Source organism: uncultured Phenylobacterium sp., assembly GCF_902826855.1.
Classification (GTDB): domain Bacteria; phylum Pseudomonadota; class Alphaproteobacteria; order Caulobacterales; family Caulobacteraceae; genus Phenylobacterium.
The window spans coordinates 1-22,448 of sequence record NZ_CADEGK010000061.1 but is presented as its reverse complement, the minus strand read 5'-3'; the positions used below and the strand labels follow the sequence as shown (position 1 = coordinate 22,448).

Genomic DNA, 22,448 nt, shown 5'->3' with positions numbered 1-22,448 from the left:
CCGCTGGCCATCGAGAGCCTGGAGCGGAAAATCTCGATCAACACCGAGGGCCAGATCGCCGCGATCACGCCGCGCCCGAGCCTCGAGGCGATGAAGCTGATCGAGGAGTTCATGATCCAGGCCAACGTCTCGGCCGCGGAAACCCTGGAGCAGAAGAAGCTCCCGCTGATCTACCGGATCCACGACCAGCCCAGCCAGGAGAAGGTCTTCGCCCTCGTCGACTTCCTCTCCACCCTGGGCCTGCCCTGGACGAAGGGCGAGGCGCCGCGCACGGAGCGGTTCAATCGCCTGCTGGAGGAGACCCGCGGCGGACCGCACGCCGACATCGTCAACGAGGTGGTGCTGCGCACCCAGATGCAGGCGATCTACTCCACTGAGAACATCGGCCACTACGGTCTGAACCTGGCCAAGTACGCTCACTTCACCTCGCCGATCCGCCGCTATGCCGACCTGATCGTGCACCGGGCGCTGGTCACGGCGCTCGGCCTGGGCGCCGACGGGCTGTCGGACCGCGACATCAGCCAGATGAAGGACACCGCCGAGCTGATCACCTTCGCGGAGCGCCGCGCCATGGCGGCCGAGCGCGACGCCACCGACCGCTATGTGGCGGCCTTCCTCTCCGACCACGTGGGCGCGGAGTTCGACGGCCGGATCACCGGCGTCACCCGCTTCGGCCTGTTCGTGCGGCTGGCGGACACCGGCGCGGACGGACTGGCCCCCGTCTCCAGGCTGGGCGACGAGTACTTCGTCCACGACGACCGCATGCACGCCCTGGTGGGCGAGCGCACCGGCGCGCGCTGGCCCCTGGGCATGACGGTGCGGGTGCGGCTGGAGGAGGCCACACCGATCACCGGGGGCCTCCTGTTCCACATGCTGAGCGAGCCTGCGCCGCCGGACAAGACCGCACCCCGGCCCCGGCTGGGCATGCGCGCCCGCGGCGATCGCGGGCCGGGCGGGCCCGGTAGCTTCCGCGGCCCGAAGCGCGGGCCCCAGGGCCGGCCGAAGAACATCCGGACCGGCAAGAAGGGCGGTCCGCGACGCTAGGCCGCCCCCCGCCTTCCGCAAGGTCGCCCTTTCCACTGGCGGCGGTGCGGCCATACAGTTGTTTCATGAACGCCCCTGCCCAGCCGCCCGCCGACGGCGCCGCGAAGCCCGAAACGCCGCCGCGCATTCCCGGACAGCGCGCGGTGCGGCCCAAGAACGCCGCCACCGTGATGATCGTCCGCCGCGACGCCGCGAAGCCGCGCGTCCTGATGGGCCGTCGCCACGGGGGCCACAGCTTCATGCCCGACCGCTGGGTGTTCCCCGGTGGCCGGATCGACCGGGCTGACTACCGCGCGCCCTTCGCCACCGACCTGCGGGCCGACGTGGGCGCCACGTTCGACAAACACCTGCCGGCCGCCCGCGGCCGCGCTCTGGCGCTGGCGGCGATCCGCGAGACCTGGGAGGAGGCCGGCCTGCTGCTGGCCCGGCCCGGCCAAGGGCGGGCGAACGGGGTCTGGAAGGACTTCGTGGGCCAGGGCGTGCTGCCCGACCTGGAGGCCCTGGACGTCATCGCCCGCGCGATCACCCCGCCGGCCGCCGGCAAGCGCTTCGACACCTGGTTCCTGCTGGCCGACGCCGAGCGGCTGGTCAGCCTGGACCGCCAGGCCGACTGCGGCGAGCTGGACCAGATCGACTGGGTCGACTTCGACGACGCCATGAGCCTGCAGCTGCCGCAGGTCACCCGCATGATGATCAAGGAAGCCGCAGAGCGGACCAAGGACCCCAGCCGGCCCAAGCCGTTCTTCCGCTTCAAGGACGGCGGCATGCGCCCGGGGGTCCTTTAGGCGGTGTTCGCCATTGACTTACGGCCGCGGATTCGTATTTTCCGCGCCTCCTGAACACCCGCCGGCGGTGCGATCCCGTTTGGCCCCGCAATAGCTGTCTAAGGGACCATCCCATGGCGAAGCCCGCCTCAATCAAGATCCGCCTGAATTCGTCGGCCGACACCGGCTTCTTCTACGTGGCCAAGAAGAACGCCCGCACCAAGACCGACAAGCTGGTGCTGAAGAAGTACGATCCCGTCGTGCGCAAGCACGTGGAATTCCGCGAAGGCAAGATCAAGTAGCCCTCGCTAACCATTGAATTGCTTACGAACGCCCGGCCTTTAGGTCGGGCGTCTTCGTTTCTGGGCCACACGCTTGACGTCCGTAAAGTCCAGCGCGATCCTAAGCCATCGACAACCCGCGCCTTGCGGGTGTTCGCGGGGTACCGCCCCGCGGCGAGCGATCGGATCGGCCTCTTCAGCATGCCTGGAGGGCGTCGGACGAACGCTCTCCGCGGGGCGTTTGCTTAGGAGCAGCCCATGACGGGACCCCGCGCCGGATTGACCCCCGAACAAGCCGAAACCTATGCCGCCGACGGCGTCGTGCGCCTGCCCGGCATGGTGCCTCTCGATGAGGTCGAGGCCATGGCCGCCGTCCTCTGGCGCCGCCTGGGCGCCCGCCATGGCCTGTGGCGCGACCGGCCGGAAACTTGGACCATCGCCCACCCCGCCCAGCTCACGGCCCGCAACGCCGACTTCGCAGCCATGGGCAACACCCCCGTGCGCGCCGTCGTGGACCAACTGCTGGGCGCCGGGCGGTGGACGGAGCCCAGCAGCTGGGGGCTGCCCCTGGTGACGATGCCCGGCCACTACGACCGGTGGGACGTGCCGCATCGCAACTGGCACCTGGATACCGCCGCCACACCCGAACCGCCGCGTCTGGCGCGCCTGTTCCTCATCCTGGCCCGCTCCGAGCCGGGCGGCGGTGGCACGGGCTACATCGCCGGGTCGCACCGCGCGATACGACAATTGGCCCAGCGCGAAGGTAAGGCGCTCAACTCCGGCGCGGCGCGGAAGCTGCTCGTGGCGCGGGAGCCCTGGTATGCGGACCTGGAGTCGCGGCGGAAGGAGGAGGACCGAGTAGCTCGGTTCATGACCAACAGCGGTATCGTCGACGGCGTTCCCGTGCGGGTTGGAGAGATGCTGGGCGAACCCGGCGACGTGATCCTCATGGATCCGCTCATGCTCCACTGCGGAACACCCAACGTGCGCGATACGCCGCGGATGATGCTGACGCAGTGGGTCTACGCCGCCTAAGCCGCCCGGACGAACACCCGGTTGCGGCCGCGGGACTTGGCCTCGTAGACCGCCTCGTCGGCGCGCTTCATGAGGGCGGTCGGGTTGTCGTCCACCCCGCAGCTGGCGGCAACGCCGATGGAGATGGTGACACCCAGGATCTGCTCGCCGCCCATCACCCGGAACGGCGCGCCCGCGACGTGCAGGCGGATGCGTTCGGCGATGCGGCGTGCGTCCTCGACCTCGGTGTCCGGCATCACCACGACGAACTCCTCGCCGCCGTGGCGCACAGGCAGGTCGATGGCGCGGACGTTGGAGGCCAGGCGCACGGCGAACTCGCGCAGCACCTCGTCGCCCACGTCGTGGCCGAAGCTGTCGTTGACCTTCTTGAAGTGGTCGATGTCGATGACCAGCAGCGCCACCGGCTCCCCGCCCTGCCCCGCCCGGCGCATCAGCGCCTCGAGCTGGCCGGTCATGTAGCGGCGGTTGTGCAGGCCGGTGAGCTGGTCGGTGACGGCCAGCTCCAGGGAGTGGTCCAGGTTGGAGCGCAGGTAGTCGGTGTAGCGCTTGCGGCGGATCTGGGTGCGCACGCGGGCGGCCAGTTCGCCGGGGTCGATCGGGCGGGCCAGGATGTCGTTGACGCCCAGTTCCAGCGCCTTGACCACCTTCACCCGTTCGTCGCAATCGGCGACGGCGAGGATCGGGATGCTCCGGGTCTGTTCATCCGAGCGCAGCTGGGCGGCGAAGCGCAGGCCATCGAACGCTTTGGCATTGGCGTTGACGATGACCAGATCGACGGGCCCGCGGGCGCTCAGCAGCGCCTTGGCAGGACCAGTCTCGATGATCGGGCGGTGCTCCACGGCCAGTTCGGAGGCGACCCGCTGGGCTTGGCGCTGGTTGTCGTCGACGATCAGGATGCGGCCGCCTGAGCCGCCGAGTCGAGACGCCGCGCCGGCGATCACGCCCATGCGGCGGCCGGAAGCCTCGCGGTCGCGCAGTTCATCGATCACCGCCTTGAGTCGCACCAGGCTGCGCACCCTGGCGAACAGCATGACGTCGTCGATGGGCTTGGTCAGGAAGTCGTCGGCCCCGGCCTCCAGGCCGGCCACGCGGTCGGCCCGCCCGTCGAGCGCGGTCACCAGAATCACCGGCACGTGTCGGGTCTCGGGGTCCTCCTTGAGCCGGCGGCAGACGTCGAACCCGTCCATTCCCGGCATCATCACGTCCAGCAGGACGATGTCGGGGCGTTCGGAAGCGGCGATGGCGAGGGCGGTGGGGCCGTCGGAGGCGGTCAGCACCTCATAGTACTCGGCCGACAGCTTGGCCTGCAGCAGGCGCACGTTCGACTCGATGTCGTCGACGACCAGGATGCGGGCGGACATGGGACCTAGGCCAGCAGGCGCTTGATGGTTTCGAGGAAGTGGGTGACCGAGATCGGCTTGGAGATATAGGCCTCGCAGCCGCCCTCCCGGATGCGTTCCTCATCGCCCTTCATGGCGAAGGCGGTGACGGCCACGACCGGAATGTGCGCCAGGTCGTCGTCCTCTTTCAGCCACTTCGTGACCTCCAGGCCGGAAATCTCGGGCAGCTGGATGTCCATGAGGATCAGGTCCGGCCTGTGCTCGCGGGCGAGCGACAGCGCGGCCAGACCCTCGCGGGTCTCGAGGGTCTCGTACCCCTGGGCTTCGAGCAGGTCATGAAAGAGCTTCATGTTCAGCTCGTTATCCTCGACGATGAGGACTTTCTTGGCCATTCGGGCCCCGATGATGTGTGGGAGTTCCGGCCGCCGCGCGACCTTCCTCACCCTTCCTATGGTTCATCACATGGATATCCTTAAACTTCGTTAGTCCCAGGCCGGAGCGCCCATTTGGCCGACCCCCAGACCACCGCCGTCCCCCGCCTGGAGTCCCTGGGGCTTTCCCGGGACCGCCCCCTCGTACTCGTCGATGTGGATGAGGTGCTGGGGATGTTCATGCAGGGGTTCGGCGACTTCCTGGCGGCGCACCACGGCCTGGAAATGCGCATCGACCGCTACGCCCTGTTCCAGAACATCTATCGCCCCGGCGCGGTCGAGCACCTGGACCTCGCCGAGGGGAAGCGGCTCTTCGATGCCTTCTTCGGGGGCCACTGCCACGAGATGGAGCCAGCCCCGGGAGCTGTCGCGGCTCTTGAACGGCTGGCGGCTCATGCGGAGATCGTGATCCTGTCCAACGCGCCGGCCGAGGCCGAACGCCTGCGCTCCGACTGGCTGACCAAGCAGGGCATCGCCCACCCGCTGATCCTCAATATCGGACCGAAGGGGCCAATCGCCGCAGGCCTGGTCACCCAGACGCCGCACCCGACCGCTTTCGTCGACGACCTCGTCTCCAACCTCGATTCGGTGGCCGACCACGCGCCGGCCACCGCCACCTTCCAGCACGTCGCCGATCTGCGCCTGCGCCCGCACGCGCCCCGTTCGGATCGCCACCCGCGCATCGACGACTGGGCGGACCTGGGGGAGGCGATCGAGGCGTCGATCCGGCGCTGAGCGGCCGGACAAACCCGCGTATACCGGGACCATGATCCGCATCGGCGTGGACTTTGGGGGCACCAAGATCGAGGCAGCGGCGCTCGACGACGAGGGCCGGTTCCAGGCCCGTGTCCGGGGGGCGACGCCGCCGAACTACGCTGAGCGCCTGGAGGCCACGCGCGACCTCGTGGCCGAGGCCGAGCGGCAGGCGGGGGCGCGGGCGTCGCGGGTGGGCGTCGGCGGGCCGGGCTCTCCGAACCGCCGAACCGGGCTGATGCGCAACTCCAACTCGACCGTGCTGAACGGCCGCCCCTTCCCAGCCGACCTGGAGCGGGTGCTGGGCCGGCCGGTGCGCTACGCCAACGACGCCAACTGCCTGGCGCTTTCCGAGGCGACCGATGGGGCGGCTGCCGGCGCGGGCGTGGTCTTCGCCGTCATCATCGGCACCGGGTGCGGCGCCGGGATCGTCGTGGACGGCCGCGTCGTCGAGGGGCGCAACCTGATCGCCGGAGAGTGGGGTCATACGCCCCTGCCCTGGCCGCGGCCCGACGAGTATCCCGGCCCTACCTGCTGGTGCGGTCGGCGAGGCTGCCTGGAGCTGTGGCTGAGCGGCTCAGGGTTCGCGCGTCAGTCGGGCCAAACCGGCGAAGCGGTCGCCGCGGCCACGGCCGAGGAAGACCCCGAGGCTATCGCCCTGCTCGACGTGTACATCGACCGGCTGGCCCGCGGCCTGGCGATGGCGGTGGACATCCTGGATCCGGATGCGATCGTGCTGGGCGGTGGCATGTCCAACATCGGGCGGCTCTATGAGGCCCTTCCCGCGGTGCTCGCCCGCCACGTCTTCTCGGACACCTTCAACACCCCCATCGTCCCGGCCCTGCACGGCGACTCCTCCGGCGTGCGCGGCGCGGCCTGGCTCTGGCCCATCGAATGAGGGCCTTCTGCCGCGACTGCTTCTGGCAGGGCGAGGATGCGCCCCGCCGCTGCCCAGACTGCGCCAGCCCCCGGGTCCTGGCGCATCCGGAGCTGGGCCAGCTCGCCATCGCACATATGGATTGCGACGCCTTCTACGCCTCGGTGGAGAAGCGCGACCGCCCCGAGTTGCTCGATCAAGCGGTGATCGTGGGGGGTGGGAAACGCGGCGTAGTGACCACCTGCTGCTACATCGCCCGCATCAAGGGCGTCCGCTCGGCCATGCCCATGTACAAGGCCCTGAAGGCCTGTCCCGAGGCGGTCGTGATCGCGCCGGACTTCACCAAGTACCGCCATGAGTCGAAACGCATCCTGGGCATGGCGGCGGAGCTGACGCCCCTGATCCAGAACCTGAGCCTCGACGAGGCGTGGATGGATCTGTCGGGCACGGACCGCCTGCATGGCGCCCCGCCAGCGATCACCCTGGCCCGGCTACAGGCGCGGATCGAGGCGGAGACGGGGCTCACTGTCTCCATCGGCCTGGCGGTCAACAAGTTCCTGGCCAAGGTGGCCTCGGAGCTGGACAAGCCACGCGGCTTCTCGGTGATCGGCCACGAGGCGCGGGCGTTCCTGGCGCCGCGGCCGGTGCGCATCCTGCCGGGCGTCGGTCCGGCGATGGTGGCAAGCCTGGAGAAGGCCGGCTACCGCACGGTCGGCGACCTGGCCCGCACGGACGTGAAGGTGCTGGCCGAGAGGTGGGGCGCGCACGGCATCCGGCTCTCCGAACTGGCCCATGGACGCGACTACCGGCCAGTGAACCCCAACGAGGCTCGCAAGGGGATCAGCTGCGAGACCACATTCAACGACGACCTCGCCGCCGTCGCCGACCTTGAGGATCGGCTAGCGCCCCTATGCGAGCGGGTCGCACAGCAGGCTCGCAAGGGCGGGGTGGCCGGACGGGTGGTCACCCTGAAGCTGCGAACCACCGACTTTCGCATTGTGACACGGCGACGCACCCTGCCGGTGGCGACCCAGACGGCGAGGACCTTGTTCAAGGTCGGCCGTGAGCTTTTAGCCCGGGAGGCGACCGGCCAGGCCTGGCGACTGGTCGGCATCGGGCTGGCCGATCTGGTCGACGCCGATCTGGCCGCCGGTGACTTCTTCGCCGACGGAGAGAGGAAGGCGCTGGCCAGCGAACGATCAGTTGATGCGATTCGTGCGCGTTTCGGCGCAGCCGCCGTCACGTCAGGTCGTATAATGAAGACAAAGGCCGCTGAGGAGGACGATTGATATTCCGCCCCAACCGGAAACGGGCGCCCGGCGCTTCAAACGCCGTGCGGACGATTCAACCCTTCCAAACTGCGCTACATTCCATATCTAATTGACTGCACGCGATCACCGCGCCGCCCAGGAGACTTGGCAACATGAGCGAACGAAAGGATGGTGCTGCTGACACCGGCGTTCGCTCGACGGTGATCACGCAGACGAAGCCGAAGACTCAGAAGCCGGCCATGTACCGGGTTCTGCTGCTCAACGACGACTACACGCCCATGGAATTCGTGGTCTACGTTCTTGAGCAGTTCTTCAATAAATCGCGCGAAGATGCGACTCGCATAATGCTCCATGTTCATCAGCACGGCGTGGGTGTTTGCGGGGTCTACACGTACGAAGTGGCGGAAACAAAAGTGGCTCAGGTCGTTGATACCGCGCGTCGGCATCAGCACCCGCTGCAGTGCACAATGGAAAAGGATTAGGCTGCTTTGCCATCATTTTCGCGCCAACTCGAAGAATCCCTCCACCGCGCGGTCGCTTACGCCAATCAGCGGAAGCACGAATACGCGACGCTGGAGCACCTGCTCCTGAGCCTCATCGATGACGAGGAGGCCGCGGGTGTGATGCGCGCCTGCGACGTCGAGCTCCCGGCGCTGCGCACCACCCTGACCAACTACGTGGACAACGAGCTGCGTTCCCTGGTCGTGGACGACGGCGAGGACGCCAAGCCCACCGCCGGCTTCCAGCGGGTGATCCAGCGCGCGGTGATCCACGTGCAGTCGTCCGGCCGGGAAGAGGTGACGGGCGCCAACGTGCTGGTCGCCATCTTCTCCGAGCGCGAGAGCCACGCGGCGTACTTCCTGCAGGAGCAGGACATGACCCGCTATGACGCGGTCAACTATATCGCCCACGGCATCGCCAAGAAGGCCGGCGCCAGCGAGGCCAAGCCCGTGAAGGGCGCGGAGGACGAGGACAAGCCCCCGGTGAAGACCGGCGGCGAAGCCCTCGAAGCCTACTGCGTCAACCTCAACGAGAAGGCCAAGCAGGGTAAGGTCGACCCGCTGATCGGCCGGATGGCCGAGGTGGAGCGCTGCATCCAGATCCTCTGCCGCCGCACGAAGAACAACCCGCTCCTGGTGGGCGACCCGGGCGTCGGCAAGACCGCCATCGCCGAGGGCCTGGCCCGCAAGATCGTCAACAAGCAGGTCCCCGAGGTCCTGTCGAAATCGACCATCTTCTCGCTCGACATGGGCGCGCTGCTGGCCGGCACCCGCTACCGCGGCGACTTCGAAGAGCGCGTCAAGCAGGTGGTCAAGGAGCTTGAGAACCACCCCGACGCGGTCCTGTTCATCGACGAAATCCACACGGTGATCGGCGCCGGGGCCACCTCCGGCGGGGCGATGGACGCGTCCAACCTGCTGAAGCCGGCGCTGGCGTCAGGCACCCTGCGCTGCATGGGCTCCACCACCTACAAGGAGTTCCGTCAGCACTTTGAGAAGGACCGCGCCCTGGTCCGGCGCTTCCAGAAGATCGACATCAACGAGCCCACGATCGAGGACACGATCAAGATCCTCAAGGGCCTGAAGGTCTACTACGAGGAGTTCCACAAGCTCCGCTACACCAACGACGCCATCAAGGCGGCGGTGGAGCTGTCGGCCAAGTACATCAACGACCGCAAGCTGCCCGACAAGGCGATCGACATCATCGACGAGGCCGGCGCCAGCCAGATGCTGCTGGCCGAGGGCAAGCGCAAGAAGATCATCGGCCTGAAGGAGGTCGAGGCCGTCGTCGCCAAGATCGCCCGCATCCCGCCGAAGTCGGTCTCCAAGTCCGACACCGAGGCGCTGAAGCAGTTGGAAACCGACCTGAAGCGCGCGGTCTACGGCCAGGAAGACGCACTCGACCAGCTGAGCTCGGCCATGAAGATGGCCCGCGCCGGCTTGCGCGACGCCCAGAAGCCGATCGGCTGCTACCTGTTCTCGGGCCCCACCGGCACCGGCAAGACCGAGACGGCGCGCCAGTTGGCCTCCACCCTGGGCATCGAGCTGCTGCGGTTCGACATGTCCGAGTACATGGAGCGCCATACCGTCAGCCGCCTGATCGGCGCGCCTCCGGGCTATGTGGGCTTCGACCAGGGCGGCCTGCTGACCGACGCGGTCGACCAGCACCCGCACGCGGTGGTGTTGCTGGACGAGATCGAGAAGGCTCACCCTGACGTCTTCAACATCCTGCTCCAGGTCATGGACCACGGCCAACTGACGGACTCGAACGGCAAGAAGATCGACTTCCGCAACGTGGTCCTGATCATGACCACCAACGCCGGTGCTTCCGACGCCCAGAAGAACTCGATCGGCTTCGGTCGCGGGAAGGCGGACGACGAGGTGGACGAGGCCCTGAAGCGCCTGTTCACGCCGGAGTTCCGCAACCGCCTGGACGCCATCGTGCAGTTCAAGTCGCTGACGCCGGACATCATCCGTCAGGTGGTGCAGAAGTTCGTCATACAGCTGGAGGCCCAGCTGGCGGACCGCCACGTCACCATCGAGACCTCCGACGAAGCGGCGGACTGGCTGGCCAAGAATGGCTTCGACGAACTCTACGGCGCCCGACCACTGGCCCGAGTGATCCAGGAGCACATCAAGAAGCCCCTCGCCGACGAGATCCTGTTCGGCAAGCTCATCAAGGGCGGCCACGTCAAGGTGGTGCTGAAGGACTCCAAACTGGCCTTTGAGATCGAGGGCGAGGACCGCGAACGCGGCGCCCCGATCATCGAGACGCCGGCGGAAGAGCCGGAGGCGGTGGACTAGCTCCATCCATCCCCGACATGCGAAGGCCCGGGCGAAAACCCGGGCCTTTTCATGCCACCGCTCTGTTCGTCAGGAAATCTTCGCCGCGATCAGCTCGGCGAGCGCCTTCAGGTCCTCCATATCCGCCATGCCGCCCCCGTGACGGCCCAAGGGCACGCCCTCCCAGCGCGGGATGATGTGGACGTGCAGGTGGTAGACGGTCTGGCCGGAGGCGGCGCCGTTGAAGGTGGTGATCATCAGGCCGTCCGGATTGAGCGCCGCCCGCGTCGCGCGGGCGATCCGCTGCACGCCCAGCATCAGCGGCCCGATCACCTCCGGCGCCTCTTCCAGGAAGTTGCGCGCCGTCGAATGCTTGGGGATCACCAGGCAATGGCCCTTGGACTGCGGGAAGACGTCCATGAAGCCGAGGACGTGGCTGTCCTCGAACACCCGCACCGCCGGCGCCTCTCCACGCAGGATCTTGGCGAAGATGTTGCCGTCGTCGTAGGTCCCGTCCAGGCTCATGGCGTACTCCCGAGGCGCTTGCGCCCTGGGTAGCAAATCGACGCCCCCTGTGGAACGACGGGACGTGGCCTGCACACTGGGCGGGAGCAGGTCGTGGTTAAATTTCCCCTATCAGGGGCGCCTCTTTGACCATGGCACAGCTTCGCCGTACACGGTCGCTCAAGATCAGAGTGCGCGCGGGGGCCGCGCAACTTCGCTTCAGAGGGCAAGACCATGTTCAAGACCCTGCTTGCGAGCGCTGCGATCACCGCGACATTGGCGATGGCGTCGCTGGCCGCCGCCCAGACCATTGACACCACGCCGGCGTGGGATGGGCTGAACAGCGTAGCGGCCTTCGGCGGCAGCGGGAGCGGCTCGACCGGCGTCTACGGGCAAACCTTCAGCGCACCGAACACGGCAATCACGGGGTTCACGTTCCACATCGACAACCATGACGTCGACCTCAACGTGGTAGCTCAGGTCTACGCCTGGAGCGGCAGCCTGGGAGTGGGCGGCGGCGCCCAACAGGCCATCGGTCCGGCCCTGTTCTCGAGCTCGTTCCTCATTGAGGCGTTCGACGGCTTCCAGGACGTGCACGTGGATACCGGCCTGACCGCGCTCAACCTGGGCGGCAACTACGTGATCCTGCTTGCGGACATCAGCAACGACCTGGGCGAAGCCAACTGGGGGCTCGTCTCCGGGGACCCGCCGGTGGCCTTCAACGGCGCCTTCAAGTTCTACAACAATGACTACACGCTGGCGTCGATCAACAGCAACGCCTGGGACAACGCCGACGGCTTCGGTTCGTTGGCTTACACCGCGACTTTCGCTGCCGGCGAAACCACCGCCGTGCCGGAGCCGGCGAGCTGGGCGCTGATGATCGGCGGGTTCGGCATGGCCGGCGCGGTCCTGCGCCGCCGTCGCGCCCTGGCCCTGGCCGCTTAGCCAACGGGATCGATCAAACCTTGGAAGGCCGCCCTCCGGCGGTCTTCTTCGTTTCAGCCCTGGCGGAAGGGCGAGTATTCCTCCTCCAGCCACTCCATCTCGCGCTCCACCCCAGCGCGCTCCTGCTCCAGGAACCGTTCGACCGGCGCCCGCAGCGCCGGGTCCGCGATGTAGTGGGCGGAGTAGACGGGCTTCGGAAGGTAGCCGCGGGCGATCTTGTGCTGACCTTGGGCGCCCGCCTCGACCCGAGGCAGCCCGTGGGCGATGGCCCAGTCGATGGCCTGATAATAGCAGAGCTCGAAGTGCAGGAACGGCACGTCGGCGACGCAGCCCCAGTTGCGGCCATAGAGGCAGTCGCCGCCGATCAGGTTGAGGGCGCCGGCGATCCAGCGCCCGCCCTGCCGGGCCATCACCAGCAGCACCTGGTCGGCCATCCGCTCGCCCAGCAGGGAGAAGAACGTGCGCGTCAGGTAGGGCGTGCCCCACTTGCGCGAGCCGGTGTCCATGTAGAAGCGGTAGAAGGCGTCCCAATGCTCCTCGCGCAGGTCCGCCCCGGTCAGACAGACGATCTCGACGGCGGCCTGGGCATCGCGCCGCTCGCGGCGAATGGTCTTGCGGCGGCCTGAGCTCAAGGCGCCCAGGAAGTCCTCGAAGTCGCGGTAGCCCAGGTTCAGCCAGTGATATTGCTGGCCTTCGCGCCGCCCCAGCCCCTGCTCGCCCAGCCACTGCCACTCGCCCTCGGTGACGAAGTTGAGGTTCAGTCCCGACGCCCCGTAGCGCTCGCAGAGCGTCAGGCCCCCGCCGAGCAACAGTCGCCAAGCCTCCTCCTGATTCACGTCCGGGCGGGCCAGCATCCGAGCGCCCGTGGCCGGGGTGAACGGCGCGGCCGACAGCAGCTTCGGATAGTACCGGCCCCCTGCCCGCTCGTAGGCGTCGGCCCAGGCGTGGTCGAAGATGTACTCCCCCTGGCTGTGGCTCTTCAGGTAGAGCGGCATGACCGCGGCCACCCGCCCGGCCGCGTCATCCACCGTCAGATGCTGCGGCCCCCAGCCGGTGCGCTCGACCGCGCACCCTGCCTCCTCGGCGGCATGCAGGAAATCGTAGCGGATGAAAGGGTTGGCGTCGTAGGCGGGGTTCAGCGCGCAGGCGTCCCAGGCCTCGCGCCCAATCTCGGAGATGCGGCGGCTGACCTTCACCGCCGGCCGGAGCGTCACGCGGCGCCGTCCCTGGGATCGAACCCCTCGAAGATCAGGTTGTCACAGCCGTCCTTCACCTGCTCCCACTGCGTCGGATCCCGCACCGTCCAGGCCACCACCGGCATGCCCGCCTCGCGCAGCTTCGCGGCTCGCGGGCTGGGAAGCATGTCGAGGCCCAGGGCCAGGAAATGGGGCCGCGCGATCTCCACGTGTTCCAGTTGGGCGAAGGACCGCCGCTGGGCCTCGGCCATGTTCGGAGCCCTGTCGTAGGAGTAGCTGTCCAGCCCGCGCAGCACCCCTGGGTAGCGTTGGGCGAACCAGGCGTGGCTGTAGGGGTTGAAGCCGATCACGCAGACCGGGCCGTTATGATCGGCGATCACCTCGTGGGTCCGCTGTTCCAGCGGGCCAACCTCGCCGTACGGGGTCTTGAGCTCGATGTGGACCATGGCCCGATGACCGACTACGGCAAGGGTCTCCAGCAGCGTCGGGATCTTCTCGTCCGAGCCGGCCAGGCGCAATTCGCCCAGCTCGGCCGCGGACAGGTCGCGGATGCGGCCTTCCGCGCCGGTCATCCGGGTCAGCGCATCGTCGTGGAAGACCATCGCCTCGCCGTCGGCGGACAGCTGAACGTCGAGCTCGATGGCATAGCCGGCAGCGCAGGCGGCCTGGAAGGCGCCGAGCGAATTCTCCGGCGGACCTTCAGGGCTCCAGAGCCCACGGTGGGCGATCGGCGGGTCGAACAGGAGCTCCCAGGCCTGGCCGAAGCCGCCGCTCACCGGCTGGGGCCTCATCGGACCTGCACCACCGCGTCGACCTCGACCGCGAAGTTGAGCGGCAGGCGGTAGACCCCCACGGCCGAGCGGGCGTGGCGTCCCGCGTCGCCGAACGCCTCGACCATCACGTCGGAGGCGCCATTGATCACTTGTGGGATGGCGAAGAACTCTGGGCCGGCCTGGACGAAGCCGCCCAGCTTGACCACGCGCACGACCCGGTCGAGGTCCCCCTCGCAGGCGGCCTTCATCTGGCTGATGAGGTTGATCCCGCAGATGCGCGCGGCGCGATTGGCGGCCTCGGCGTCCACCTCCACCCCGACCACGCCGCGGATGCCGCCGGAGGCATCCAGGGAGACCTGGCCAGAGATGTGGACCAGTTCGCCGACCCGCACGAAGGGGACATAGTTGGCCACCGGCGCGTTCGGCTGCGGCAACTCGATTCCGGCGGCGGCCAGGCGATCTTCGACGTGTGACATGCCGACACGTCTAGCGCCGCCCAACCCAAAGCAAAAGGCCCGGCGCTTCGCAGCGCCGGGCCCCTCGGCCTCACATACTCGAGGTCTTAGCGGACGGCTTGGAACTTCTCGACGGTCGCGGTCACGCGCTCGTTGATCGGCTTCATCGATTCCTTCACCGAGGCCGACACGGTGTCGGACATCTTGGCGAACTCGGCCATGTAGGTTTCCAGGGCCGACTTGGCGAAGGCGGTCTGCAGTTCGACCACTTCCTGCACGCTCTTGGCGCCGGCGAGCGACTTGGCCGCCGTCACGTTGGTGTCGAAGATCGCCTTGGAGAAGGCCATCGCTTGCGCGCCCAGAGCTTCAGCGCCCTTGGTGGCGGCGGTCGTCGAGGCGACGAGGGCCTCCAGGTTCTTCTTCGATTGGGCGTTCACGTCGTTCAGAGCCGCGAGGCCCTTTTCCACGCCATCCTTGAAGGCGACGTTGGAGGCGGTGGTGAACTGCTCGACGGTATTCTTAGCGGCATCGGCAACGGCCATGGGGACAACTCCTGCTGGGGGACGGGGTCGGTAGGGCGCATGGGGCAACACCCTGGGGGATCACCAGCCACTTCTCTCATGCTGCAGTGCAGCAGTCAACAATTTTTGTGCAGTGCAGCATAAACTGCACACAGACACCTGTGCCCGCTGCGGCGCTCCGGGCGCCGATGCTTCTCGCTGTGAGGCTCTAGAACGGGATCTCGTCGTCCAGATCCTGGCTGAACTCCTCGCGGGGCGCGGAGCTTTGCTGGCGCGGACCGGAGGAGGAGAACCCACGGTCGCCGCCGCCGTAGCCACCGCCCTGCTCGGCGTCCCCACCGCGGCCGTCGAGCATGGTGAGCTCGCCGCGGAATTTCTGCAGCACGACCTCGGTCGAGAATTTCTCGACGCCCGACTGGTCGGTCCATTTGCGGTTCTGCAGCGCACCCTCGACGTAGATCTTGGCGCCCTTGCGCAGGTAGTTCTCGCAGACCTTCACGATGTTCTCGTTGAACACCACCACCCGGTGCCACTCGGTCTTCTCCTTGCGTTCGCCCGAGCTGCGGTCGCGCCAAGTCTCGGAGGTGGCGATCCGCAGGTTGGCGACCCGGTCGCCGGAGCCCAATGAGCGGATTTCGGGATCGGCTCCGAGGTTGCCGATGAGGATGACCTTGTTGACGCTGCCGGCCATGTTGCTGTGTCCTTTGCCTTCCGTGGGAAACGGAGTGAGGGCCCCTGGGCCCGCGGGCACGCTAGCAACTCACCGCGGGCCAGACAAGGTAAAAGTTCCTAGTTTGTTCCCATCCGTTCGGAACCGTCCACAGCGAACTGATCCCTACTGCTGCGGCATTGCTCCCGGGATCGCCAGGCGCCCGTCACCGGTGCGCACCAGGGCGACGTAGCGCGGGCCCTCGAGCGAAGTGGACGTCAGAACGCCCGCCTTTTCCAGGAACAAGAAGTTGGCCTGGTAAGCGCCATATATCTCCTGGGTCGAGCCCCCCATGCGCAGGAACTTGATGCGCATGGCCTCGAGGTTCGCGGCGCACTTCTCAAGGCTCTCGGTCTGGACGAGCCTGTTGTACTTCAGTGTCCCGTCCTTCTGGGGCACGGCATGGTAGCACACGCCGGCGTCGCCGGGCGGCGTGGTCTTCTTGGCGCAGGCGACGAGCGACAGCGTCGCGGCGGCGAGGACAACGGCGGTCTTCAGAGACATGACGTGAACCTAGCAGTCGAATTCACACGCGTCATCCGGGCTTCCCTACCCGACCGGCGGCAGGCTGCAGTCCGGGGCCTGGGGCGCGAGGGTGCGGAAGCTCTTGTTGTCGTCGGAGACCTCCACCCGTCCGGCGACCAGCCTCAGGGTCTGCTGGCCGAACCGGCCGTAGGCTGCCCCGCCCGCCCTCTCGCAACGTCCGGCGTAGAGAGTCTGGACGCAGGCGTTCAGATCCATGTCTCCCAGTCGGCGCCAGCGCCCGCCGCCGTGGCGCCAGCAAGCCGTGCCGGTGGGCATGGCGACCATCTGCCCCGGTTGGGCGGACTCGACCGGGTCGACGGGTTCGGGAAGCTCGGCGGGCTCCTCCTCGATGGGTGGGAGCGGCGTCAGGGTCTGCCCCGCCTGATCGGCGGCAGCCAGTGCGCCGGTCTCGTCCAGCCCGACATCAAGGGCGTCCGTCGCCACACCATTGCGCTGCGCGCACTCGGTAAGACTGAGCTCGCCTGCGAACCGGCCCTGGACGAAACAGCGCAGCGGCTTGCCGGGATTGATGCGGCCGTCCTCGACGGCGCTGGAATCGATCACGAGGCCGGCTTCGGCGGCCGGCGGCGCCGCCCCGGAGCCATCATCGCCGCCCACGAGGATCCAGGCGATCCCGAGGCCGGCGACTAGGGCCACGGCGGCGCCAATGGCGATCAGCGGCACGCCGCGGCGCGGCCTTGGCGGGTCTGGGGTCTCGGGCGGCATGGCCATCCTGTCTCGCTAGCCTCCGCGGCGGAGGCCTGCAAGCGGCGCTAGCCGCCGAGGCGCTGCAGGGCGGCCTGATAGTTGGCGATCTGGTTGGTCAGGTAGGCCGGGACGGGGCCTGATGGCTTTGCAGCCGCCGCCTGAGCGTCCTTCGGAATAGCACCGGCCACGAGGTCCTTGTAGGCTTGGCGAATGAAGCCCATCGCCGCGCCGATCTCGGCTGCTGCATGCTTGCGGTCGAGATCTTCGTCGAGGCGCATCTTCGGATCCAGGCCGAGGCCGTAGATCTGGCCCCTGCCGTCCGCGGACACCGTTCTGCCGTCGACGAACTTGGTCTTGCGGACGATGCCGTCAGGAATCCCCAGCATGGCGAGCGCATCCTTGTCGCTCTTGCCGGCGGTGAACTCGAGGACGATGCGATCGGTGACCGGTTCGACGCGCAGACTGCGCAGACCGTCGACCGTGACCAGGGTCACCTTGGCCTGGAAGCCGGTGGCGCGGCGGATCTTCTGCGCCAGGGTGTCCAGGGTGTCCTTGTCCTCGATCGTCACCGCCTTGCTGAGCGACCCTATCTTCAGCGAGAACTGGTCCCCGGCGCGCAGGCTCGAAGCGGAGGTCAGGCGGGGGGAGTCGGTAAGGTCGAGTTCGCCCTTTGGCAGTCCGATACGATCCAGCACGCTGGCCCCGGTGGTGTCCACGGCGATGCTGGTGGGCGCGGCGCGGCTGTCCTTGCCGGTGAAGCGCCGCGACCAGGCCACTGTCCCGGCGTCCACGTCGAGGCGCGCGAGGAAAGCGTCCTTGACGCCGACGGCGGTGGGATTGCCGGGCAGGTCCGTTCCGGCGGATCCGGCGATCCAGACCTGGCCGCCGGAGACCGAAAGCGCGGTGGCTTTATCGTCGCCTGCGCCACCGTAGTAGGCGATCGTGCCCCCTGGGCCGAGGTCGGCGGAGATCTTTGCAGCGAAGGCGTCGCTGCCGCCGGCGTGCGCCTTGGTGACGGTCCCGGCCGCGAGCGCGGCGTTCCGGGTCGTGCCCGCGACAACCACGTCGGTCCCGTCCAACTCCAGACCGGTGATGTCTCCGCCCTGCAGATCGCCGAGGTCGCGCGTCGACGTGAGAACGGGGGCCGGACCCGACACGTCGAAGCGACGCAGCACCGCACGGCCGTTCTCGACGCTGGCGGTGACCACCGAGGTTCCGTCGACCACCAAGCCCGCCGGCCGGTCCGTGGTCGCCGTGCCGTAGGTGGTGGTGAAGAGGGTCTGGATCTTGCCGGTGGCGTCGGCTTTGAAAGCCTCCAGATAGCTGTCCGAACCCCCGAGGGCCGTCGCGCCGGGCAGGCCGGAGCTGGTGCGGCCGGACACATAGACCGTGCCGTCGGCGCCGAAGGCGACCTCGCTGGCCTCATCGGCCTTGCGCGCGCCGCGCCGCTGCGTCCACAGCTCATCACCCTCGCCATCGTAGACGGTCACGAAGCTGTCGGTGAGGCCTGCATCGCTGCCCGTGGAGTTCAGGGCCCCGTTCACGGCGCCGCTGAGTTGGCCGACCACCGACCCCGCGACGGCGATCTTGCCGTCCGTCGAGAGCGCCAGACTCAGGCCGCTGGCTTCCTCGGCCGCGCCCAGGGTGCGGGCGAACAGCAGCTTGCCGGCAGCGTCATATTTCAGGAGGGCGACGTCCTGCTCGCCCTTGATGTCCTGGCCCGCGACCTTCTTGGTTACGTCGGCCAGCATGTAGACCGAGCCGTCGGCCGCGACCTTGGTGTCGCGGACCGTCTTGACCTCAGGGCCAAGGGTCTTGGCGAACACCCGGCCATCGACCCAGTTGGCCTCGCCCTGCGCCTGCAGCGGCCCGGGAACCGAGGTGGTGTCGGTCTGGAACTTGAGGAACTGACTCGCGGTCGTGCCATCGGCGGTGGCGGCCTTGCCGTCCGGATCTGGATTGCCGGCGTCCTGGGCAAGATAGACCGCGCCTGCGGTAGCCGGCGCGGAGAAGCTGACCGTCTCGCCGGTCGAGACCTTCACCTTCAGGGCGAACTGGTCGGGTGTCGTCCCCAGTGTGACGGTCTTGCCGTTGACGGTGGTCGTCTTGGGCGCGCCCGGAATACGCTGGGAGGCGACGCGGGCGTCGACCCCGGCAGCCTGCAACTGGCTGTTGATGTGGTCGACCACATTGACCATCGAGCGGGGCTGGGCGCCCATGCCGGCAAGATCGATCGGGACATTAAGAGTCGCGCCCGACCGCTTGACCGATACATTGAATTGAACGTTTCCGGTGAAGGCCTCGACGACGTTCGTCGCGGATCCGCTCACCAGAGGCGGCGTCTGGTATTCGGTTTTGTTCTTCGGCACGCCGAGCGTCGCCTTGGCGACGGTCGAGACCTGGCCCTGGATCAGCCGGATCTTCTCCAGGTCGACCTGGTCCACATAGCTGGAGATTTCATCCAGCCCGCGGGCGAAGGTCTGGCCGAGGCGCGTGCGGTCCAGCGGCAGGAGACCCTTACTCTGCGACTGCTCCACGACGCTCATCAAGGTCGACAGGCCCTGGTAGAGCGCGAACAACTTGCGATAGTCGGCGCTGGCGCCGATCACGTCGAGCTTGGCGGCGCCCTCGTTGATGAACTTGCGGCCGAGCAGCGCGGCCTTCACCGCAGCGCTGCTCTCGGCGGGGGTGACGCTTCCGTTCCACGGCGCCGTTGGCGTCGCCCGCTTGGTCGCCCCGGCAGGCGCGAGCGCTCCACCCGTCGCACCGCTGCGCGACTGGTAGTAGGAGGTCAGGAAGCTGAGGTCGACGTTGGTGACCATGGCTCACGCGCTTACGGACACAGCGCCCGCGTCTGCAGCCTAGGCTCGACAACCCTGACAGGCCGTTAAGGGCTCGAAAAGAAAAGCCCGGGCGACCGGCGCCCGGGCTGTTCCTACGCCCCCTCGGAAACGGGTTAGCCGCCGCGGAACAGCTGCAGGACGATCTGCGGGGCGGAGTTGGCGATCGAGAGCGCCTGGGCGCCGAGCTGTTGCTGCACCTGCAAGGCCTGCAGGCGCGCGCTTTCCTTGGCCAGGTCGGCATCGACCAGGTTGCCGACCCCGGCCTCGAGAACATCGGTGAGCTTCGAGACGAAACTGAGGTGGGCGTCGATCTGCTTGGCCTGCGAGCCGAGATTGCCGAGCGCCTGGTTGACGTTGCTGATCGAGGCGTCGAGGCGCGCCAGGACGGTGGTGGCGTGGGTCACCGTCGTGATCACCGCGGCGGCCGGAATGGTGATGTTGCTTCCGCCCAGCGCCAGGGTGCGGGTCGTCAGGGTCAGGCGCGAGGTGGCTTCGGCGTTGGCCAGGAACTGGATGTTGCCGCCAGAGCCGGAGAACAGATTGGCGCCGTCGAATGCGGAGTTCGTCACCACCTGGGTGATCTGGTTCAGGATGGCCCTGAAGTCGGAGTTGAGCGCGGTCCGCGACGTGGCGTCGAGCGACGTGTCCATCGCCGCGACTACCTTCTCCTTCAGCTGCACCAGCAGGTCGGAGATCGATTCGCCTGCGGTGAGCGAGACCTCGGCGATCGAGTTCGCGCGCTCCAGGCTGATCCGCACGGCGCCGAGCGCCCCGATGTCGGCGCGCTGACCCTGGGCGATGGCCCAGATGGCGGCGTTGTCCTTGGCGTTGGCGATCCGCAGGCCGGTGTTGACCCGGTTCTGGGTCTGGGCGAGCTGATCGTTGGTCTTGTTGAGGTTCTGCAGCGCGGTCAGCGCGGACTTGTTGGTATGGACGCTGATGGTCATCGCGCTCTCCTAGCGTTGCGGCCGGGTATGACTCGCAACCGGGTCGTGTCCGTAAGCTAGGATTTCGTGGTGAGCAGATGGTTAACGTCGGAACGCAGGACGCCGCCGCCGGGCGCTTCCGGGGCGGTTGGGACAATTTGTCCTAGAGCGCGCGACGCGACGCCCTGAGGAATGTGTGGATCAGGCCTTGGTGCTGATCACCGACCCGGCGGCGTATTGAAGCTCGTGCCGCAGCCTCAGGATCTCGGCCCTGGGAAACTGCTGCACCACTTCGCCGGTCAGGCGGTTGACGGTCTTATAGACGTAAGACCCGCTGGCTCGATCCTCTTCAATGACCAATCGCATGTCGACCGGGGCCGGTCCGGCGGGGATAGGCGGAGCCGCTTTCGCGGGCTGCGCGCTGACCTTCGCCGGGATCGGTTCGGACGCGGGCGCGATGGCCGCGGCCTTGGTTTCCATGATCTGCTGCGCCGAACCTCGACAGTCCCGCGCTCCTTGCTAAGCGACCGGCGGGCGGGGCGAACCCCACCCGCCGACGCGTTGGCTTCGCCGGGGCCCCGCGAGCGGCGCCCCGACGTGCTTGGCTGTCCCTAGCGGAACAGACCCAGCAGGATCGAGGACGACTGGTTGGCGATCGAGAGCGCCTGGATCCCGAGCTGCTGCTTCGTCTGCAGGGCCTGGAGCTTTGCGCTTTCCTTCGCCAGGTCGGCGTCGACGAGGTTACCGATACCGGCGTCGATGGTGTCCTGGAGCTTCCCGACAAAGTTCAGGTGTGCGCCCAGGGCCTTCGAACCGGTGCCGAGCTTGGACAGCTTGCTGGAAACACTGGTGATCGCAGTGTTGACCAGGCCGATGGCCGTGGAGGCCAGCGTCTTGGTGTTCAGCGAGCTGGTCGCGATGGCCAGCGCCGTGATGGTCAGGGTCTGGGCCGCAACGGTGATGACCGAAGTCGCATCCGAATTGGCCAGGGCCTTGATCGTGGTGCCGCCTTGCTTCAGCAGGTTGCCGCCGTTGAACTCGGCGTTGGCCACGGCCTTGGTGATCTGGCCGAGCAACGACTTGAACTCGTCGTTCAGCGCAGTGCGGCTCGTGGTGTCGAGACCCGCGTCAGCGGCCGCCAGGGCCTTCTCCTTCATCTGCAGGAGCAGATCGGAGACAGACTCGCCGGCCGAAATCGCCACGTCCACGGTCGACTGACCGCGTTGCAGGGATTCCTTGACGGAGTTCAGGGCGCTGGACGTTGCGCGCTGGTTCTGGGCGATGGCCCAGATGGCGCCGTTGTCCTTGGCGTTGGCAACCTTCTTACCCGTGTTGATCCGCGACTGAACGGTGTTCAGCTCAGTGTTGGTCGCGTTCAGGTTTTGCAGCGCAACGAGGGCGCCGACGTTCGTGTTGACCGAATTAGGCATGGTCTAGGTCCTTTTCTCAGGAGCCGGCTGTCGTTCTGACGGCCGGAGGCGTTTTGCCCGAGGGGAAAGGAGCAAGTCGCAGGCCATGACCGTGTTAGTCTTGTGGGCCATAAGCGACTGTAAAGCTGGAGTTATAGGGGCATTAGGGTTGCTGCGGCCCGGCAATTTCTGCCGGGTTCTCGCGGCGGGCGGCAAGAATTGCCGCCTCAGGTCGGCAAAAACCGCCCCGTGCGCAAAGAAGCGCCGGGCGGGCCGAAGCCCGCCCGGCATGTCGCAACTTAGCGGAACAGACCCAGCAGGATCGAGGACGACTGGTTGGCGATCGAGAGCGCCT

At 67.6% G+C, this 22,448-nt stretch carries 24 protein-coding genes; 10 read left to right on the top strand and 14 right to left on the bottom strand.

Annotated elements, in window-relative coordinates; all coding sequences use genetic code 11:
* The 4 genes from QZV94_RS10475 to QZV94_RS10460 form a co-directional block, all read left to right on the top strand.
* A partial coding sequence (locus QZV94_RS10475) for an RNB domain-containing ribonuclease (RefSeq protein WP_293677780.1) occupies window positions 1-1,044 on the top strand: 1,044 nt, incomplete at its 5' end.
* A gap of 65 nt (window positions 1,045-1,109) precedes the next feature.
* Window positions 1,110-1,829 (top strand): NUDIX hydrolase, encoded by a 720-nt coding sequence (locus QZV94_RS10470; protein ID WP_293677778.1) that lies wholly within the window; start codon window positions 1,110-1,112, stop codon window positions 1,827-1,829.
* 113 nt (window positions 1,830-1,942) lie between these two features.
* Window positions 1,943-2,110, top strand: a complete 168-nt coding sequence (gene rpmG / locus QZV94_RS10465; RefSeq protein ID WP_293677777.1) for a 50S ribosomal protein L33 — start codon at window positions 1,943-1,945, stop codon at window positions 2,108-2,110.
* A 237-nt stretch (window positions 2,111-2,347) separates the two neighbouring features.
* A complete protein-coding gene (locus QZV94_RS10460) occupies window positions 2,348-3,124 on the top strand; it encodes a hypothetical protein (protein WP_293677776.1) in 777 nt (258 codons plus the stop codon).
* On the opposite strand, the gene QZV94_RS10455 is transcribed toward QZV94_RS10460, so the two are convergent.
* Together QZV94_RS10455 and divK are read right to left on the bottom strand one after the other, a co-directional pair.
* Window positions 3,121-4,485, bottom strand: a complete 1,365-nt coding sequence (locus tag QZV94_RS10455; protein WP_293677775.1) for a PleD family two-component system response regulator — start codon at window positions 4,483-4,485, stop codon at window positions 3,121-3,123. The genes QZV94_RS10460 and QZV94_RS10455 overlap by 4 nt on opposite strands.
* Before the next feature lie 5 nt (window positions 4,486-4,490).
* Window positions 4,491-4,856: a cell-cycle response regulator DivK gene (divK, locus tag QZV94_RS10450; RefSeq protein ID WP_293677774.1), complete on the bottom strand. Its 366-nt coding sequence runs from the start codon at window positions 4,854-4,856 to the stop codon at window positions 4,491-4,493.
* Between the two features lie 114 nt (window positions 4,857-4,970).
* Between divK and QZV94_RS10445 the strand changes: the two genes are divergently transcribed.
* The 5 genes from QZV94_RS10445 to clpA all read left to right on the top strand — a co-directional run bounded on the left by QZV94_RS10445 (window position 4,971) and on the right by clpA (window position 10,600).
* Window positions 4,971-5,630 carry a hypothetical protein gene (locus QZV94_RS10445; protein ID WP_293677773.1) on the top strand — a complete coding sequence of 220 codons (660 nt, stop codon included), beginning with the start codon at window positions 4,971-4,973 and terminating at the stop codon, window positions 5,628-5,630.
* 31 nt (window positions 5,631-5,661) lie between these two features.
* On the top strand, window positions 5,662-6,546 hold the full coding sequence (locus QZV94_RS10440; protein WP_293677772.1) for an ROK family protein: 885 nt from the start codon (window positions 5,662-5,664) through the stop codon (window positions 6,544-6,546).
* Entirely contained in the window at window positions 6,543-7,814 is a 1,272-nt protein-coding gene (locus tag QZV94_RS10435; RefSeq protein WP_293677771.1) for a DNA polymerase IV, read from the top strand. The genes QZV94_RS10440 and QZV94_RS10435 overlap by 4 nt, the downstream gene beginning before the upstream one ends.
* Window positions 7,815-7,948: 134 nt before the next feature.
* Complete coding sequence (gene clpS, locus QZV94_RS10430) at window positions 7,949-8,278, top strand: ATP-dependent Clp protease adapter ClpS (protein WP_293677770.1); 330 nt, start codon at window positions 7,949-7,951, stop codon at window positions 8,276-8,278.
* Window positions 8,279-8,284: 6 nt separating this feature from the next.
* Window positions 8,285-10,600 carry an ATP-dependent Clp protease ATP-binding subunit ClpA gene (gene clpA, locus QZV94_RS10425; protein ID WP_293677768.1) on the top strand — a complete coding sequence of 772 codons (2,316 nt, stop codon included), beginning with the start codon at window positions 8,285-8,287 and terminating at the stop codon, window positions 10,598-10,600.
* Window positions 10,601-10,669: 69 nt separating this feature from the next.
* On the opposite strand, the gene QZV94_RS10420 is transcribed toward clpA, so the two are convergent.
* Window positions 10,670-11,104: an HIT family protein gene (locus QZV94_RS10420; RefSeq protein ID WP_293677767.1), complete on the bottom strand. Its 435-nt coding sequence runs from the start codon at window positions 11,102-11,104 to the stop codon at window positions 10,670-10,672.
* A gap of 213 nt (window positions 11,105-11,317) precedes the next feature.
* On the opposite strand from QZV94_RS10420, the gene QZV94_RS10415 reads away from it, so the two are divergent.
* Complete coding sequence (locus QZV94_RS10415) at window positions 11,318-12,028, top strand: PEPxxWA-CTERM sorting domain-containing protein (RefSeq protein ID WP_293677766.1); 711 nt, start codon at window positions 11,318-11,320, stop codon at window positions 12,026-12,028.
* 53 nt (window positions 12,029-12,081) lie between these two features.
* Here the strand turns inward: QZV94_RS10415 and QZV94_RS10410 are convergent, their stop codons facing one another.
* From QZV94_RS10410 to QZV94_RS10360, 11 genes are all read right to left on the bottom strand, one after another.
* On the bottom strand, window positions 12,082-13,242 hold the full coding sequence (locus QZV94_RS10410; protein WP_293677765.1) for a GNAT family N-acetyltransferase: 1,161 nt from the start codon (window positions 13,240-13,242) through the stop codon (window positions 12,082-12,084).
* Entirely contained in the window at window positions 13,239-14,015 is a 777-nt protein-coding gene (locus QZV94_RS10405; protein ID WP_293677764.1) for a glycerophosphodiester phosphodiesterase, read from the bottom strand. The genes QZV94_RS10410 and QZV94_RS10405 overlap by 4 nt, the downstream gene beginning before the upstream one ends.
* Window positions 14,012-14,473: a RidA family protein gene (locus QZV94_RS10400; protein WP_293677763.1), complete on the bottom strand. Its 462-nt coding sequence runs from the start codon at window positions 14,471-14,473 to the stop codon at window positions 14,012-14,014. Before QZV94_RS10400 ends, QZV94_RS10405 begins: the two co-directional genes overlap by 4 nt.
* Before the next feature lie 86 nt (window positions 14,474-14,559).
* On the bottom strand, window positions 14,560-14,994 hold the full coding sequence (locus tag QZV94_RS10395; RefSeq protein WP_293677762.1) for a phasin family protein: 435 nt from the start codon (window positions 14,992-14,994) through the stop codon (window positions 14,560-14,562).
* A gap of 187 nt (window positions 14,995-15,181) precedes the next feature.
* Window positions 15,182-15,664 (bottom strand): single-stranded DNA-binding protein, encoded by a 483-nt coding sequence (gene ssb, locus QZV94_RS10390; protein WP_293677761.1) that lies wholly within the window; start codon window positions 15,662-15,664, stop codon window positions 15,182-15,184.
* A gap of 144 nt (window positions 15,665-15,808) precedes the next feature.
* On the bottom strand, window positions 15,809-16,186 hold the full coding sequence (locus tag QZV94_RS10385) for a hypothetical protein (RefSeq protein WP_293677760.1): 378 nt from the start codon (window positions 16,184-16,186) through the stop codon (window positions 15,809-15,811).
* 45 nt (window positions 16,187-16,231) lie between these two features.
* Window positions 16,232-16,939 (bottom strand): hypothetical protein, encoded by a 708-nt coding sequence (locus QZV94_RS10380; RefSeq protein ID WP_293677759.1) that lies wholly within the window; start codon window positions 16,937-16,939, stop codon window positions 16,232-16,234.
* A gap of 41 nt (window positions 16,940-16,980) precedes the next feature.
* Window positions 16,981-19,737 (bottom strand): hypothetical protein, encoded by a 2,757-nt coding sequence (locus QZV94_RS10375; protein ID WP_293677758.1) that lies wholly within the window; start codon window positions 19,735-19,737, stop codon window positions 16,981-16,983.
* Window positions 19,738-19,871: 134 nt separating this feature from the next.
* On the bottom strand, window positions 19,872-20,705 hold the full coding sequence (locus QZV94_RS10370) for a flagellin (RefSeq protein ID WP_293677757.1): 834 nt from the start codon (window positions 20,703-20,705) through the stop codon (window positions 19,872-19,874).
* Window positions 20,706-20,885: 180 nt separating this feature from the next.
* On the bottom strand, window positions 20,886-21,164 hold the full coding sequence (locus QZV94_RS10365; RefSeq protein ID WP_293677756.1) for a hypothetical protein: 279 nt from the start codon (window positions 21,162-21,164) through the stop codon (window positions 20,886-20,888).
* 131 nt (window positions 21,165-21,295) lie between these two features.
* On the bottom strand, window positions 21,296-22,114 hold the full coding sequence (locus QZV94_RS10360; protein WP_293677754.1) for a flagellin: 819 nt from the start codon (window positions 22,112-22,114) through the stop codon (window positions 21,296-21,298).
* Between the last annotated feature and the right edge of the window lie 334 nt (window positions 22,115-22,448).